This is a genomic window from Micromonospora sp. KC207 (assembly GCF_004348615.1).
Taxonomy (GTDB): domain Bacteria; phylum Actinomycetota; class Actinomycetes; order Mycobacteriales; family Micromonosporaceae; genus Micromonospora.
Window position 1 is genome coordinate 1 of the sequence record NZ_SMKJ01000057.1, and the last position, 15,164, is coordinate 15,164.

The following is a 15,164-nucleotide window of genomic DNA, read 5'->3' on the forward strand; positions in this document are numbered from 1 at the left end:
CCGCCGGGACAGCCCGCTCGCGCCGCGCCCGATGATTCGCTCACCGCGCTCGCTCATGCCGTCAGCCTCTCTGCTCGTCGGTGTGCTCACCAGGACCGTAGGTCACCGGGCGACGACCGCGGCGACCTTGCTGACCGGCTCGGCCAGCGCGTTGATGCCGTCCGACAGCTCCTTCAGCTCGGTCCTGCTCAGCGCGGTGTGCAGCTTCCAGCCGTCGCCGTCACGGTGCTTGTCGAGCACCGTTTGGACGTTGGTGAACTCGGAGTCGAGCTGGGCGACCAGTTCGGGAGCGCGCTGTTCCAGGGCCGGGCGCAGCGCCGCGATCGCGGCCTTCGAGCCCTCCAGGTTGGCGTTGAAGTCCCACAGGTCGGTGTGCGAGTACCGCTCCTCCTCGCCGGTGATCTTGCCGCTGGCGACCTCGTCCAGCAGCGCCTTCGCGCCGTTGGCGAGCTGGAGCGGGGTGAGCTTCTCGGCGTTGGCCTTGGCGACGATCGCCTTGACGTCGGTGAGCAGTTGGTCGGCGATCGGCCCGTCGGCGCTGATATCGCCGGTGGTCCAGAGGTCCTTCTCGATCCGGTGGAAGCCGGTGAACTTCATGCCCTCCTCGACGACCTCCTCGCGGCCGTCGATCTTCGGGTCGAGGTCGCCGAAGCTCTCCGCGACCGGCTCGATCCGCTCCCAGTAGGTGCGGGCCACCGGGTACAGCGCCTTGGCCTTCGCCACGTCCCCGGCCTTGACGGCGGCGACGAACTCCTCGGTCTTCGTCAGCAGCGCGGCGGTCTGGCTGGTGACGTACCGCTGGTAGCTCGCGGTGGCCTCGGCCAGCGCGGCGTCGGGGGCGACGGTCGCGGGGGTGCCGCTGACCTTCAGGGCCCCCCGGATGCCCTTGCCGCTCATCCCGGGCTTGCAGGCCGTCTCGTACGTTCCGGCGGGCAGCTCCACGCGCAACTCGCGCTTGAGCCCGGGGGCGATGTTCTCGACCTCGCCCATCACCCGGTCCCCGGCGGCGTAGACGTAGAACTCGGTCACCTTGGCGCCGGAGTTCGTCACCTCGAAGACGGTCTGGCCTGCGGCCAGTTCCGTCCGGCCGACCTCGCAGGCGGTGTCGGTCGCCTTGACGGCGATCGGGCCGCTGTCGACCTGGTCGGCGTCCTTGTCCTCCCCGCCGCAGGCGGCGAGGCCGGTGGTGGCAAGCACGCCGGCGGCGGCGAGCACCAGGAAGCGGCTGGTACGCATCGGGCTTTCTCCTCGAAATGGTCAGGCGCGCGGCGACGTGGGCGCCGGACCGGTGGATTCGGTGATGCCGGCGACACCCGCCGGCGGGGTGGGCGCGCTCGCCCCGGCACGGGGCGCGGGACGGCGCAGGAACAGCACCAGCACCGGCACCGCGTACGCGACCCAGGCGACCATCTCCAGCACGCTCGGAACGGGGGTGACGTTGAACATCCCGGCGAGCAGGGCGGCGTACCAGGTGCTCGGATCGAGGGTCGCGCTGATGTCGAAGGCCAGGTTGTTCAGGCCGGGCAGGACGCCGGCCTCCTGGAAGTCGTGCACGCCGTACTTGAGGATGCCGGCGGCGACCAGGATCAGCAGGGCGCCGGTCCAGGTGAAGAACGTCGACAGGTTGATCCTCAGGGCGCTGAAGTAGAGGCCCACGCCGATCGCCACGGCGCTGGCGATGCCGGCGAGCAGGGCCAGCAGCGGCCCGCTGTCGCCGGCCGCGCCCTGGGCGGCGGAGTAGAAGATGAGGGCGGTCTCCAACCCCTCCCGGATCACCGCGAGGAAGGCCATCCCGGCGACCGCGATGGAGCCGACCGCGAGCGCCTCGGTCAGCCGGCCGCGCAGCTCACCGGCGATTGTCCGGGCCGCCCGGCGCATCCAGAAGATCATCCAGGTGACGAAGGCGACGGCCGCCACGGAGGTGACCGCCTCGAACAGTTCCCGGTCCTCGGAGCGGGCCAGCAGCGAGGTCGAGGTGTACTCGATCAGCCAGCCGACGAGCACCGACAGCGCCACCGCGAGCCCGACGCCGCCCCACACCTGCGGCAGCCGGTCCCGGCGCTGCGACTTCACCAGGAAGGCGACCAGGATGCTGACAACGAGGGTCGCTTCCAGGCCCTCCCGCAGGCCGATCAGGTAGGTGGCGAACATCGCTGCTCCGTAGTCGATCAGATTGCCTCGGTTAACTCAGGACAGGCATACCTTCCTCCCGCCCGGCGGGCCCCGTCAAGTTGTTCTTCGCCACCTCGCCCGGCCGATCCGGGGCACCCGACCGGTCCGTTACCGGCGTACGCAAAAGGGACCGGGTCGGCCGCGTGGCGGCGGGCCCGGTCCCTTTCGTGCCGGCTCAGTACCGGTAGTGCTCCGGCTTGAACGGGCCCTCCTGGGGGATCCCCAGGTACGCGGCCTGCTCCTCGGTCAGGGTGCTCAGCTTCGCGCCGAGCGCGTCCAGGTGCAGCCGGGCCACCTTCTCGTCGAGGTGCTTGGGCAGCACGTAGACGCCGATCGGGTACTCGTCGGTCTTGGTGAACAGCTCGATCTGGGCGATCGTCTGGTTGGCGAACGAGTTCGACATCACGAAGCTCGGGTGGCCGGTGGCGTTGCCGAGGTTCAGCAGACGGCCCTCGGAGAGCACGATGATCGCGTGCCCGTCGGCGAAGCGCCACAGGTCGACCTGCGGCTTGATGTTGACCCGCTCGACGTCGGAGCGCTTGGCCAGGCCGGCCATGTCGATCTCGTTGTCGAAGTGACCGATGTTGCCCACGATGGCCTGGTGCTTCATCCGGGCCATGTGCTCGTTGGTGATGACGTCGAAGCAGCCGGTGGCGGTGATGAAGATGTCGGCCTGCTCGACCACGTCGTCCAGGGTGGAGACCTGGTAGCCGTCCATCGCGGCCTGGAGGGCGCAGATCGGGTCGACCTCGGTCACCACGACCCGGGCACCCTGGCCGCGCAGCGACTCGGCGCAGCCCTTGCCCACGTCGCCGTAGCCGAGCACGACGGCCATCTTGCCGCCGATCAGCACGTCGGTGGCCCGGTTGATGCCGTCGATCAGCGAGTGGCGGCAGCCGTACTTGTTGTCGAACTTGCTCTTAGTCACCGAGTCGTTGACGTTGATGGCCGGGAAGAGCAGCGTGCCGGTGCGGTGCATCTCGTAGAGCCGGTGCACGCCGGTGGTGGTCTCCTCGGTCACGCCCTTGATACCGACGGCGATCCGGGTCCAGCGCTGGCCGTCGGAGGCGAGGGAGCGGTGCAGCACCTCCAGGATGACCGCGTACTCCTCGGAGTCGGCCGACTCGACCGGCGGCACGACGCCGGACTTCTCGAACTCGACGCCCTTGTGGACGAGCAGGGTGGCGTCGCCGCCGTCGTCGAGGATCATGTTGGGGCCCTGGCCGTCGGGCCAGTCCAGCACCCGCTCGGTGCACCACCAGTACTCCTGGAGGCTCTCGCCCTTCCAGGCGTAGACCGGGACGCCGGCCGGCGCGTCGGGGGTGCCGTCCGGGCCGACGACGACCGCGGCGGCGGCGTGGTCCTGGGTGGAGAAGATGTTGCACGAGGCCCAGCGGACCTGCGCGCCGAGCGCGACCAGGGTTTCGATCAGCACGGCGGTCTGGATCGTCATGTGCAGCGAGCCGGTGATCCGCGCTCCGGCGAGGGGCTGCGCCTGCGCGAACTCGCGGCGGATCGCCATCAGGCCGGGCATCTCGTGCTCGGCGAGCTGGATCTCCTTGCGCCCGAACTCGGCGAGCGACAGATCCGCCACCTTGTAGTCGCCTTCGGCGAGGGTGCTCGGCCGGACCTCGGACGGCGTGCCGCTGGGGGCCGCCGGGAGGGTGCTGGTCATGGAAGCTCCTGTCGAACGAACGAAGTGCTGCGCGACCCCCCACCTTACGCGCAGAGACGGACAGCGCACGGGGCGGTCGGTCGTCGGCGGACTGTCCGCCCACGGCCCGGCCGCCCCGTGCATCCCCCCGGTTTGGTTCCCCGCGCGCCGCCGAACCTTCGTTGCGGTGACGCTGCGCACTTACAGAGTTACACTCAGCCAGCACAGGGTCAAGTCATTCCGGAAATTCCCGATTTGCGCCGGCAGGCCGAACCTCCAGCCACCCACCTCCGCGCGCCGGGTCCACCGTCCCGACACCACCCGCCCAGGCCGGAAGCCTCACGAAAAATTAACGATTATCGATGAAGCGTCGATGATCGGCTCAGCTCGCGGCATGGGGGTCCGGGGCACCGGGACGCCGCCACGGCGGCCTTACCGACCGGACCCGCTCAGCGCAGCCCGCTGGTGGCCACGTACGCCTCGCCCTCGCCGTCGAGAACGAGCGGCCCGGCGTCGGCGGGGCCGATCGCCGCCTGCCCCGGGGCGAGAGTGACCGCGCCCGTCCCGTCGTCGGCCGAGAATTTCCCGGCGCGGCAGAGCACCACCCGGGGCCCCGGCACCAGGAGCCGCACCGGCGTCCCGGCCAGGACCACCCGGTGCAGCGCGAAGTCGTCCACCGGCACCGGCCAGCGCACCACCCCCGGCGACACCCGCTCCGGCGTCACCACCGGGTCGCCCAGCACCTCGAAGCGCAGCACCCGCAGCAACTCGTCGACGTCCACCCGCTTCGGGGTCAGGCCGCCGCGCAACACGTTGTCGCTGGCCGCCATGATCTCCACGCCGGTGCCGCGCAGGTAGGCGTGCAGATTGCCGGCCGGCATCCAGATCGCCTCCCCCGGCGCGAGCCGGACGTGGTGCAGCAGCAACGCCACCAGCACTCCCGGATCGCCGGGATAGTGCGCGGCCAGCGCCCGCGCCAGCGCCGCGTCCGGCCCGGCGGCCTCCGCCGCCAACACGGCCCCCACCAGCCCCGCCCGCCGGGTCGCCGGCCAGCTCAGCAGCAGCCGGACGGCCTCCCGCAGCCCCGCCGTTCCCTCGTGCAGCGCCGCCACCACCGGCTCCAACACCGGCACACCGAAGGCGGCCAGCGCCCGCGCCGACGTCGCCGGGTCGCGGAAGCCGCACAGCGCCGCGAACGGCGTGAGCGCGACCAACAGCTCCGGCTTGTGGTACGGGTCGGCGTAGTTGCGCTCCCCCGCCGGGCGCGCCGCGTCGGCGGCGTACCCGGCGAGGGCCTGCTCCGCGTCGGGATGCGCCTGCAAACTCAGCGGGGCGTCGGCGGCGAGCACCTTCAGCAGGAACGGCAGCCGGGGACCGAACCGGCGCACCGACCGCTCGCCAAGCCAACGCCCCGGCTCGGCGGTAAGCACGTCGAGCAGGCTCACCGGCTCGCCGTCACGCCGCACGGTCGCCGGGGCACCCGGGTGGGCGCCCAGCCACAGCTCGGCCTCCGGGCCCGCGCTGGGCACCGGCCGCCCCTGCAGCCCGGCGATCGCCGAACGGGAGCCCCAGGCGTAGTCCCGGATCGGGCCGTGCAGCGGCTCCACGGTCAGTTTCCGGCGTGCGACTCGTCCGCGCTGGTCACCGCCGCCTCCGGGTGGACGACGGCGGTGTGCCCGGCGGTCCCGATGCCGGCCCGCTCCGCCGCGTCGGACCAGATGTCCGGCTCCAGGTAGATCACCCGGGCGACCGGGACGGCCGCGCGGATCCGTGCCTCGACGGCGTCGATCCCCCGGGCCAGTTCCTCGGCGCTCTCGCACGCCGGCACCGCGATCTTCACGGCCACCAGCAGCTCCTCCGGGCCCAGGTAGAGCGTCTTCATATGGATGATTCGCTCCACCTCCGGGCCATCGGTGACGGCCCGCTCGATGGTCGCCACGTCGGTCGCCTCGGCACCCTCACCGAGCAACAGGCTCTTGGTCTCGATCGCCAGAATGATCGCGATGGCCACCAGCAGGACCCCGATCATCGCCGTGCCGGCCGCGTCCCACATGCCGTTGCCGGTGATCAGCGTCATCCCGACACCGAAGAGGGCGAGGACCAGACCGACCAGCGCGCCGAGGTCCTCCAGCAGCACCACCGGCAGCTCGGGAGCCTTGGCCCGGCGGATGAACCGCAGCCAGGACTGGTTGCCCCGGACGAGGTTGGACTCCACGATCGCGGTGCGGAACGAGAAGCTCTCCATCACGATCGCCGCCACCAGCACGACGACCGGCACCCAGTGCCAGCTCTCGATCGGGTGCGGATCGGCAGCCTTGTGCCACGCCTCGTAGAGCGCGAACAGGCCGCCGACGCTGAACAGCACAATGGCCACGATGAACGCGTAGACGTAGCGCTCCCGGCCGTACCCGAAGGGGTGCTGCGGGGTGGCCTCGCGCCTGGCCCGCCGTCCGCCGAGCAGCAGCAGGCCCTGGTTACCGGAGTCGGCCACCGAGTGGATCGACTCGGCGAGCATCGACGAGGAACCCGTCAACAGGAACGCGATGAACTTCGTGACCGCGATGCCGACGTTGGCCAGCAGGGCCGCGACGATCGCCTTCGTACCACCGTTGGCGCTCATCGCCCTGCCTCAGATCGCGACTGCGGGGCTCGCAACCCCAGCTCGCTCCTCGCGCTCACGCCGCCACCTCAGATCGCGACTGCGGGGCTCGCAACCCCAGCTCGCTCCTCGCGCTCACGCCGCCACCTCAGATCGCGACTGCGGGGCTCGCAACCCCAGCTCGCTCCTCGCGCTCACGCCGTTCCCTGTCCGATGCCACACGTGCTCACTGGTTCGCCAGCTCCTTCATCTCGGTGATGGCCGGAACCGCCATCGGGTCCAGCCCATGTGCCAGGGCGAGGTAGACGGAGGCGAAGTCCGGCACAGCCACCAGCGAGGCTAGCCGTTCCAGCGCGGACCCACCCTCAGCGGTCACCACGTCGCAGCGGACCCCGCGCCGCTCGGCGAGGGTCTGCACGGCGTCGGCCCGGCGCTCCTCGACCGCCAGCGGCTCGTCGGTGTCGTCCTCGGCGTTGAGCCCGCCGTCACGCAGCAGCACCAGCCGCAGCCGGGTGCCGTCCTCGTCGGTCTCGCCCGGGTCGGCGAAGATGTCCCGCCCTCCCTCGGTCAGCCCGCCGAACACGCCGTCGAGCAGGCCGACGCGACCCCGGCCAGCCTCGCCGAGCGCCCCGCTGACCACCGGGTAGCGGGCGTTGGCCGACAGCGTGTCGCCGAAGCGGCGGGCCGCGACGGTGGCCAGCGGCGACGAGCCCCAGACGATCGGCACCGAACCGGCCAACCCCAGGGCGAGCGACTTCGCCGGGTTGACGAACGACTCGGCCGTGGAACGGCAGCGGTCGGCGTCCACGTCGAGCCGCGCCGCCGTCTCCGCGAGATCCGCCTCGTTGACCTTCACGAGCCCGAGCGTACGGGCGGCGAGCAGAACCGGCACGGTGAGCGCCCATAGGCTGGCCCGGGCCGGGGCACGGCGGGGCACCGGGATGAACGGCGCCCGGGCCCGCTCGGCCACCGACTGCAACTGCGAGTCGGGCGCGCCGACGGCGACCAGCCGGGCCCCCCGGCGGTGGGCGGCCTCGGCCGCGCCGAGCGCCTCGGGGCTGCGGCCGGAGGCGCTGACCGCGATCACCACGTCGGCCGCGCCCACCCAGCCGGGCACACCGGCGCTGCGGTGCGGGATGACCGGGACCGGGCAGCGCGGCCCGGCGACCGTGGCAAGCACGTCCCCGGTACGCCCGGCGGTGCCGATGCCAGCGATGACGACTGCCCGAGGGCGGCCCTCGTCGGCGAGCACGGTCAGGTTGGCCTCGGCCGCCAGGGCGGCGGACTCCCGCACCTGTGCCCCGGCCGAGGCCATGAACCGCAGCATGCCGCCCGGGTCGTGCGCGGCGAGAGCGTCCGGGTCGTCGAGCAGGGACTCGTCGGCGTGCCGGTGCCCGCTGACCCCGGCCGTCCCCTCCATCACGATCGCTGCGCGGGTCCGCCGCGCGCCTCGTCGAGCAGCAGCACCGGCACGTCGTCGCGCACCTCGAAGATCCGCCCGCACTCGGTGCAGGTCAGCGTCTGCGCGCCGGCGTCGTAGTCGAGCGGGGCGTGATGTGTGTCCGGACAGGCGAGGATCTCGAGCAACTGCGGGTCCAGGGCCACGGTGCGGCTCCTTCCACGGGTGCGTAGGCGGCGGACGGCGGCGCCGGCCGGCGCAGGGGATCTTATCGGCGAACCCGGTCGAGCACCTCGTCGCGGAGGGAGATCATCCGCTCCTCGGTCGGCGCCTCGACGTTGAGCCGCAGCAGCGGCTCAGTGTTGCTGGCACGCAGGTTGAACCAGGCGCCGTCGGGAAAGCTCAGGGTCAGCCCGTCCAACTCGTCGACCGCCGCCTGCGGAAACGCGGCCCGCACCTGCGCGATGCTCGCCGCCTGGTCGGCCACCGTGGAGTTGATCTCGCCGGAGGCGACGTAGCGCTCGTACTCGCGGGCCAGCTCGGACAGCGGCAGCCCCTGCCCGCCGAGCGCCGCGAGGGCGTGCATGGCGGCCAGCATGCCGGTGTCGGCGAACCAGAAGTCCCGGAAGTAGTAGTGGGCGGAGTGCTCGCCGCCGAAGACCGCGTTGGTGCGGGCCATCTCGGCCTTGATGAAGGAGTGGCCGACCCGGGTGACCACCGGCTCGCCGCCGTGCTCGCGGATGATCTCCGGCACCGCACGGGAGGTGATCGGATTGTGGATCACCGTGGAGCCAGGGTGCTTGGCCAGCTCGCGAACCGCCACCAGGGCGGTGATCGCCGAGGGGGAGACCGGCTCGCCGCGCTCGTCGACCACGAAGCAGCGGTCGGCGTCGCCGTCGAACGCCAGCCCCAGGTCGGCACCGTGCTCGCGGACGGCCCGCTGGAGGTCGACCAGGTTGGCCGGGTCCAGGGGGTTGGCCTCGTGGTTGGGGAAGGTGCCGTCGAGTTCGAAGTACAGCGGCACGATCTCCAGCGGCAGCGCGGGCAGCACGGCGTCGCCGAGCACGCTGGGCACCGTCCAGCCGCCCATCCCGTTCCCGGCGTCGACCACGACCTTCAGCGGCCGGATGCCGGACAGGTCGACCAGCTTGCGCAGGTGGGCGGCGTACTCCGGGCGCAGGTCGCGCCGCTCGGTCGGCCGCGTAGGCGCGCCGGCCGGGCGGGCGGCACCGGAGTCGAGCAGCGCCTGCGCCCGGTCCCGGATCTCGGCGAGGCCGCTGTCCTGGCCGATCGGGCGGGCGCCGGACCGGCACATCTTGATGCCGTTGTACTGCGCGGGGTTGTGGCTGGCGGTGAACATCGCCCCGGGCAGCCCGAGGGTGCCGCAGGCGTAGTAGAGCATGTCGGTGGAGGCGAGCCCCAGCTCGATCACCGAGCGACCCTCGGCCTGCGCACCGGCGGCGAACGCCTCCGCCAGGCCCGGCCCGCTGGCCCGCATGTCGTGCGCTATCACGACCGCGTCGCCGGGCTCACCGGCGGCGTCGAGCACCTGACCGAAGGCGACGCCCAGGGCCTCGGCGACCCGTTCGTCCCACTGGTCCGGCACCGTCCCACGGACGTCGTACGCCTTCACGATCCGGGACAGATCAGACACGCGCTTCGCTCCTTGGCCGCAGGTCGTCAACGCCCTGAGCGTATCGGAGCGGCGGACCGTGGCCGGCCTCAGCCGGGCAGGCGCGGCACGATCGTCGTCTCGTCGCCCCCGCCGGCGGGCGCGGGCGGCTCACCCGGGCCGGCGGGCGGTCCGGGATGCCCGCCCGCGCCCGAGGTCGGCGTCGGTCCCGGGACGGCCGGTCCGCCGCCCTGGCCCGGCGCGCCGCCACCGGCCGGGTACGGCGCACCGCCGCCGGGGACCCCGCCGGTGGCCGGCGCGTCGGGGTGGGAGCCGTACACCGCCCCGGACGGTCGGCCGTACACCCCGGGGGTGGGCGGCGCCTGGACTGGCGCGCCGCCGGCCGCCGGGGACGGCGCGGGGGGCCCGGACCGGTACGTGGTGCCGCCGGGGTTGCGCGGCAGCGGGACGGTGGAAGAAACAACCAGGTCGTCGGCCGGCTCGCGGTCGGCCCGCGACCGGCGCACCAGCAGCACGATCAGGCCGACGCCCACCACGACCAGGCCGACACCGAGGAGCATGATCCAGGACAGCCCGCCGGAGCCCTCCTCGGCCGCGTCCACGGTGCCGGCCCCGCCGGCCGGGCCGGCGACGGCGGCCAGGGTCGGTTCCTCGGCGGTCGTCGCGTCGGTCGTGGGCTCGGCGGTCGGGCTCGCGCTCGGGCTCGGCGACGGCGACCGCGACGGGCTGCGGGTCGGGCTGGGCGACGGGCTCGGGGTCGGCGCCCCGACCACCCGGGCCGCGACGGCGTCCCGGCCGATGGCCCGGCCGCGCCCGTCGACCGCCTCGCCGACCACCGTCAACCGGCCGCCCGGGGTTCCCGCCGCGAAGGTCAGCCGGTAGCGCATGGTGACGCTCTTGCCCTTGCACAGGGTCGGGTCCGTCGGGGCGGCCCGGCCCGTGGCGACCGCTCCCCCGCCGCCGGAGACCGGCACCGGCGACCAGTGGCCCCCCAGGTTCACCTGCACGGTGACCTGGTTGGCGGCGAGGCCGGCAAGGCTCAGGCCCAGCCCGGTGCGCAGTACCACGCAGCCACCGGTGCGCTTGCGCACCTCGACGTTGACCGCCCCCGGTGAGCCGCCCGGCCGGAAGCTGTCGGTGGAGCCCACCCGCACCGAGTCGCCCTCGGCCAGGGCCGGCGACGCCCCGGCGGCCACCAGGCCGCCCAGCATCACGCAGACCGCCGCGAGCCGTGTCGCGTGCCGACGTAGCGCCATGATCACCTGCCGTCTCTCCCTGCCGGGTCCGCGGTCAGGTTACTACCGGCCCCCGGACCCGGCTCGGCCGCGGAGAAGGAGGGCCCTTGTCAACGCCTGCGGTAGAGAGGGTCCCCCTTACTCACCGAGCCCAGCTTCGCGACCTGGCCGAGCCGTCTCCGGCCGCCTGGCCGAACCGTCTCCGACCGCCTGGCCGAGCCGTCTGCGGCCGCCCATGCCGAGTCGTCCGCGCCGCCGGAGGGCGGCGATCTCGGCCTTGCCAGACGCGTAACATGATGGTTACGCTTCCTCGGTGGACGACGTGGCAGCGGCGATCGCCGACCCGGTGCGGCGCGACATCCTGGTGATGCTGCGCGACAAGCGGCTCGCCGCCGGGCAGATCGCCGAGCGGTTCGCAATCAGCCGGCCCGCCGTCAGCCGGCACCTGCGGGTGCTCCGTGACAGCGGGCTGGTGCGCGACACGCTCGTCGGCCGCCGCCGCCTCTACGAGCTCGACACGTCGCGGTTCGCCGGGCTGATCGAATGGCTCGACCAGTTCACCGCCACCAACTGGGAGCGTCGTCTCGACGCACTCGAGACCGAGGTCCATCGCACCCGTCGCGAGCGCCGCCAACGCGGCAGGACGGATCACCGACAGGAGAAGACAGCATGACGAGACCACCCACCGGCCGGCTCTTTCCGACCCCCGACGGCAACGACCTCGTCGTCAGCCGCACGTTCCGGGCACCTGTCGAGGACGTGTGGGCCAGCGTGACCGAATCCGACCGCACCGCCCGATGGTTCGGGCCGTGGGAAGGCGACGCGGCCCCCGGCCGCGTGATCAAGGTACAGATGGCCCACGAGGACCAGGCACCGTGGTTCGACATGCGAATCGATGCGTGCGACCCACCCCGACGGCTCGCTGTGTCGGCGACCGACGAGTCTGGCGACTGGCGGATCGAGCTGTTGCTGTCGCACACCGACGGTCGGACCGAGCTCCGGCTCGTGCACCACCTCGACACCGCCGACGGGGTCGGCGAACTGGGGCCGGGTTGGGAGTACTACCTGGACATGCTGGCGGCGGCACGGGACGGCCTGCCCACGCCGAGCTTCGACGACTACTACCCGGCGATGAAGCCCTACTTCGAGGCGCTGCGTACCCGAACCGCACCGGTGTGACCTTGCGGGCCCCGGTGTCGCGTCGACCCATGCGGCGCCATTGTCGGCTCACCTGCCCACCCGGCCTGCGAGCGCATCGCGGCAGAGCCGGTCGGCGGTGCGGGTGGTCTCCGGCAGCCGGTGGCGCGGGGTCAGCGCGAGCACCCGGTCGGACGCGTTCTCCAGCCCCATCCGGTGACCGACGCTGACGAAGACCGGTTTCACCCCGTCCCGGGTCCGCAGCACCCGGCCCACCACCTCCCCACCGTCGTGCAGCGGGGACCAGGCGCCACGCGCCACGGCCGGCGGCTCCCACCGGCCGACCAGCGGTGTCTTGCCGACCCCGATCGCCGGCAGGCCGGTCACCACGCCCAGGTGACAGGCGAGCCCGAACCGGCGCGGATGGGCCAGCCCGTGCCCGTCGCAGACCAGCAGCTCCGGGCGGACGGTCAGCCGGTCCAGCGCCGCCAGCAGGGCGGGCAGCTCCCGGAAGGCGAACAGCCCGGGAACGTAGGGGAACGCGGGCCGGCCCACGCTGACCGCCTGGTCCACCACGGCCAGCGTCCGGGCATCCAGCACCGTGACGGCCGCCGCGAGCCGGTCACCGCTCTCGGCGTACGCGACGTCGAGGCCGGCCACCGTCGCGGGCTCGGCGGGTCCCGGCCCGATCAGGTCCGCGAGCGGTCGCAGCCGGTCCTGTACGGCGAGCGCCTCGCTCTCGGTCCGGGGCGGCGGGGTGTCGGCCGGAGGGTTCACCCCGTGATCGTAGGCAGCGCCTGGGCGGCCCGGCTCACGCCGGCGGGCACGATGGTCGGCCGCCAGCGGCGACGGCCAGCCGCCAGGGCGGCGACACACCCGCCCGGTCCAGCCCGACTTTTCGCACACCTGTCGGGTAATTTCTTCTGGTCCGACAACCGGTCATCGACAGGAGAAGCTCCGCGCATGGGCAAGAAGACGATCCACGTCTCCGACTTCAGCGGCATGGTTCTGCGGCCGGACGACGAGGTGGTCCGCGTCGTGGTGCTGGAGCACCCCGACTTGGTCGCCGGGCCCGTGCAGCTGGACGCCACCGCGACAGAGGTGGAGAGCATCGACGACGCGGCGCTGGACGTCGCGATGGTCGAGATCCACGACCGGCACGGCAGTGGCGAGCCCCGTCGGGTGGTGCTGACCGCCAGCGAGTTCGACGCGATGGCCACCGACGTGCCGATGGCCCAGTTGCTGAAGACCGCCGAGCGGGTCCGCCCGCCGAAGGCCCGCCGGGGCGCCGAGAAGGTCGACTACGGCACCATCGAGCACGCCGGCAGGCCGCACCGGGGGCGGGTCACCGAGGAGGAGGCCCGGCTGGTCCGCGAACGGCTCGACGAGGTGAACAAGCGGCTCGCCGACGCCGGCATCCGGCAGGTCGACCCGGCCGACCCGGAACACGCGGCCCGCTACGGCTTCCCCGCCGCCGACTGATCGACGCCCGTACGCCGGGCACGCGCCCCGGAGCGCGTGCCCGGCGCGGCTCAGGCCCTGTTCTGGACGATCTCGGCCAGCGCACCCTCCACCGCGGACTCCATGGCGCCCTTCTCCAGGCCGAGCCCACCGAGCACGCCGTCACCGCCCTCCTCCTCGAGCAGGGCGAGCAGGATGTGCTCCGTGCCGACGTGGTCGTGCCCCATCCGCAACGCCTCCCGGAACGTCAACTCCAGGACCTTCTTGGCCCGCGCGTCGAAGGGAATCAGGTCCGGAACCTGGTCGACCTTCGCCGGCAGGGTCCCGGTGACTGCCTCCCGCACCCGCTCCAGGGGGATGCCCCGAGCCACGATCGACGCGGCCCCCAGCCCGCTTGGATCGGCGAGCAGCCCGAGCGCGAGGTGCCCCGGGGTGATCTCGGCATTGCCGGCCGCCCGCGCCTCCTCCTGCGAGGCCAGCACCACGTTGCGGGCGCGGGGGGTGAACCGGCCGAACCCGGCGCTCGGGTCGAGCGTGGCGGCGGTCTCCGCCTTGGCGGCGGAGCGCTTCTGGGCGGCCTGTTTGCTGACCCCCATGCTGCGGCCGATGTCCGTCCAGGACGCGCCGGAGCGGCGGGCCTGGTCGACGAAGTGGCCGATCAGGTGGTCGGCGACGTCGCCGAGATGGTCGGCGACGACGACCGCGTCGGCGAGTTGATCGAGCGCGTCGGGGCGGGCCTTCTTGATCGCCGTGATGAGGTCGTCGAGCCGGACCGAACTGGGCAGCTGAGCAGGTGTCGTCATGCGTCAACCATAGGTTGACGCATGACCGATCGTCAACCCATGGTTGACGATCGGGTTTCCGTCACGCCACCACGAGCGCGGCCTGGGCCGCCCCTTTCGGGACCGCGAACACCTCGCGCCCCGCGCGTCAGCCGGGCCGCCAGGCCCGGATAGCGTGACCGGGGCGGTGCGCCGTTGGTTCGTCGGTGGCGGGAGGATCGGTTCATGCGGCTGCATGTGGGATGCGCGATGTGGGCGCACCGGTCGTGGCAGGGGCGCTTCCTCGCGCATCCGCTGCCCGCCGACAAGCGCCTGCGGCACTACGCCGGCTGGTGCGACGCGGTCGAGGGGAACACGACGTTCTACGCGACTCCCACCCGGGACACCGTGGCGTCGTGGGCGCGGCAGACGGGCCGCGACTTCCGGTTCGTGCTCAAGCTGCCGAAGCTCATCACGCACGAACGACGCCTCGCCGACGTCGACGGGGCGCTCGGGGCCTTCCTGGACGCGATCGAGCCGCTCGGGCTCCGGGCCCACGCCCTCTGGATCCAGCTGCCGGGATCGTTCGCCCCCGCCGACGTCTCCACGCTGGCCCGCTTCCTGCGCCGGCTCCCCGCGTCCCACCGGTACGCCGTGGAGGTCCGCCACCCCGCGTTCTTCGCCGACGCCGGGGAGGCTCGGCAACTGGAGCAGGCGCTCGCCGTCGCCGCCGCCGAGTGGATTCCGTTCGACACCACCGCGTTCTTCGCGAGCCCGCCGACCAGCGACGCGGAGCGGGAGGCATGGACCAGGAAGCCGCGCATGCCGCTGCGGACCCGCGCGCTGACCGACCGGCCGATCGTCCGGTACCTGGGCCGCGACGACCCCGCGCGAACCGTCGAGGGCTGGGGGCACTGGGTCGACGTCGTCGCCGACTGGCTGCGCGAGGGCCGCTCGCCCACCATGTTCGTCCACACCCCGGACAACGCCGACGCGCCCGCGCTCGCCCGCCGCTTCCACGACGAGGTACGGGCACGCGTGCCGGGGATCGAGCCGCTGCCGGAGCCGGTGCCGGTCGAGCCCCTGACCCTCTTCTGACACCGTCACTTCGGG

15 protein-coding genes are annotated in these 15,164 nt (G+C 72.9%); 4 read left to right on the forward strand and 11 right to left on the reverse strand.

Features of this window, described 5'->3' with window-relative positions; genetic code table 11:
- Positions 1 to 102 precede the first annotated feature (102 nt).
- From efeO to E1258_RS10010, 9 genes are all read right to left on the reverse strand, one after another.
- Complete coding sequence (gene efeO / locus E1258_RS09970; RefSeq protein WP_132398958.1) at positions 103 to 1,236, reverse strand: iron uptake system protein EfeO; 1,134 nt, start codon at positions 1,234 to 1,236, stop codon at positions 103 to 105.
- A gap of 21 nt (positions 1,237 to 1,257) precedes the next feature.
- On the reverse strand, positions 1,258 to 2,151 hold the full coding sequence (gene efeU / locus E1258_RS09975) for an iron uptake transporter permease EfeU (RefSeq protein ID WP_132398960.1): 894 nt from the start codon (positions 2,149 to 2,151) through the stop codon (positions 1,258 to 1,260).
- Between the two features lie 196 nt (positions 2,152 to 2,347).
- Positions 2,348 to 3,847 carry an adenosylhomocysteinase gene (gene ahcY / locus E1258_RS09980; protein ID WP_132398962.1) on the reverse strand — a complete coding sequence of 500 codons (1,500 nt, stop codon included), beginning with the start codon at positions 3,845 to 3,847 and terminating at the stop codon, positions 2,348 to 2,350.
- Positions 3,848 to 4,275: 428 nt separating this feature from the next.
- The gene (gene manA / locus E1258_RS09985; protein ID WP_132398964.1) at positions 4,276 to 5,433 is read right to left on the reverse strand and encodes a mannose-6-phosphate isomerase, class I; all 1,158 of its coding nucleotides are present in this window, start codon (positions 5,431 to 5,433) and stop codon (positions 4,276 to 4,278) included.
- A gap of 2 nt (positions 5,434 to 5,435) precedes the next feature.
- Entirely contained in the window at positions 5,436 to 6,446 is a 1,011-nt protein-coding gene (locus tag E1258_RS09990) for a cation diffusion facilitator family transporter (protein ID WP_132398966.1), read from the reverse strand.
- A gap of 205 nt (positions 6,447 to 6,651) precedes the next feature.
- A complete protein-coding gene (locus E1258_RS09995) occupies positions 6,652 to 7,848 on the reverse strand; it encodes an SIS domain-containing protein (RefSeq protein ID WP_132398968.1) in 1,197 nt (398 codons plus the stop codon).
- Positions 7,845 to 8,030: a Trm112 family protein gene (locus E1258_RS10000; RefSeq protein WP_007074910.1), complete on the reverse strand. Its 186-nt coding sequence runs from the start codon at positions 8,028 to 8,030 to the stop codon at positions 7,845 to 7,847. The genes E1258_RS09995 and E1258_RS10000 overlap by 4 nt, the downstream gene beginning before the upstream one ends.
- Before the next feature lie 62 nt (positions 8,031 to 8,092).
- A complete protein-coding gene (locus E1258_RS10005) occupies positions 8,093 to 9,478 on the reverse strand; it encodes a phosphomannomutase/phosphoglucomutase (protein ID WP_132398970.1) in 1,386 nt (461 codons plus the stop codon).
- A gap of 68 nt (positions 9,479 to 9,546) precedes the next feature.
- On the reverse strand, positions 9,547 to 10,713 hold the full coding sequence (locus tag E1258_RS10010) for a hypothetical protein (RefSeq protein ID WP_132399002.1): 1,167 nt from the start codon (positions 10,711 to 10,713) through the stop codon (positions 9,547 to 9,549).
- A gap of 292 nt (positions 10,714 to 11,005) precedes the next feature.
- Between E1258_RS10010 and E1258_RS10015 the strand changes: the two genes are divergently transcribed.
- Together E1258_RS10015 and E1258_RS10020 are read left to right on the forward strand one after the other, a co-directional pair.
- Complete coding sequence (locus E1258_RS10015; protein ID WP_132398972.1) at positions 11,006 to 11,365, forward strand: metalloregulator ArsR/SmtB family transcription factor; 360 nt, start codon at positions 11,006 to 11,008, stop codon at positions 11,363 to 11,365.
- A complete protein-coding gene (locus E1258_RS10020; protein WP_132398974.1) occupies positions 11,362 to 11,871 on the forward strand; it encodes an SRPBCC family protein in 510 nt (169 codons plus the stop codon). Before E1258_RS10015 ends, E1258_RS10020 begins: the two co-directional genes overlap by 4 nt.
- Before the next feature lie 48 nt (positions 11,872 to 11,919).
- Here the strand turns inward: E1258_RS10020 and E1258_RS10025 are convergent, their stop codons facing one another.
- Positions 11,920 to 12,606, reverse strand: a complete 687-nt coding sequence (locus E1258_RS10025) for an endonuclease V (RefSeq protein WP_132398976.1) — start codon at positions 12,604 to 12,606, stop codon at positions 11,920 to 11,922.
- 186 nt (positions 12,607 to 12,792) lie between these two features.
- On the opposite strand from E1258_RS10025, the gene E1258_RS10030 reads away from it, so the two are divergent.
- Positions 12,793 to 13,311 (forward strand): hypothetical protein, encoded by a 519-nt coding sequence (locus E1258_RS10030; protein ID WP_132398978.1) that lies wholly within the window; start codon positions 12,793 to 12,795, stop codon positions 13,309 to 13,311.
- A gap of 50 nt (positions 13,312 to 13,361) precedes the next feature.
- Here the strand turns inward: E1258_RS10030 and E1258_RS10035 are convergent, their stop codons facing one another.
- A complete protein-coding gene (locus E1258_RS10035; protein ID WP_132398980.1) occupies positions 13,362 to 14,093 on the reverse strand; it encodes a Clp protease N-terminal domain-containing protein in 732 nt (243 codons plus the stop codon).
- 228 nt (positions 14,094 to 14,321) lie between these two features.
- Between E1258_RS10035 and E1258_RS10040 the strand changes: the two genes are divergently transcribed.
- A complete protein-coding gene (locus tag E1258_RS10040) occupies positions 14,322 to 15,149 on the forward strand; it encodes a DUF72 domain-containing protein (protein ID WP_207919493.1) in 828 nt (275 codons plus the stop codon).
- Positions 15,150 to 15,164: the final 15 nt, after the last annotated feature.

Excerpts from the sequence above, each read along its gene's own strand:
- E1258_RS10040 (WP_207919493.1), top strand. The coding sequence starts at position 14,322 with ATGTGGGCGCACCGGTCGTGGCAGGGGCGCTTCCTCGCGCATCCGCTG.
- efeU (WP_132398960.1), bottom strand. The coding sequence starts at position 2,151 with ATGTTCGCCACCTACCTGATCGGCCTGCGGGAGGGCCTGGAAGCGACC.
- E1258_RS10030 (WP_132398978.1), top strand. The coding sequence starts at position 12,793 with ATGGGCAAGAAGACGATCCACGTCTCCGACTTCAGCGGCATGGTTCTG.
- ahcY (WP_132398962.1), bottom strand. The coding sequence starts at position 3,847 with ATGACCAGCACCCTCCCGGCGGCCCCCAGCGGCACGCCGTCCGAGGTC.
- E1258_RS10035 (WP_132398980.1), bottom strand. The coding sequence starts at position 14,093 with ATGACGACACCTGCTCAGCTGCCCAGTTCGGTCCGGCTCGACGACCTC.
- E1258_RS10010 (WP_132399002.1), bottom strand. The coding sequence starts at position 10,713 with ATGGCGCTACGTCGGCACGCGACACGGCTCGCGGCGGTCTGCGTGATG.
- efeO (WP_132398958.1), bottom strand. The coding sequence starts at position 1,236 with ATGCGTACCAGCCGCTTCCTGGTGCTCGCCGCCGCCGGCGTGCTTGCC.
- E1258_RS09990 (WP_132398966.1), bottom strand. The coding sequence starts at position 6,446 with ATGAGCGCCAACGGTGGTACGAAGGCGATCGTCGCGGCCCTGCTGGCC.
- E1258_RS10020 (WP_132398974.1), top strand. The coding sequence starts at position 11,362 with ATGACGAGACCACCCACCGGCCGGCTCTTTCCGACCCCCGACGGCAAC.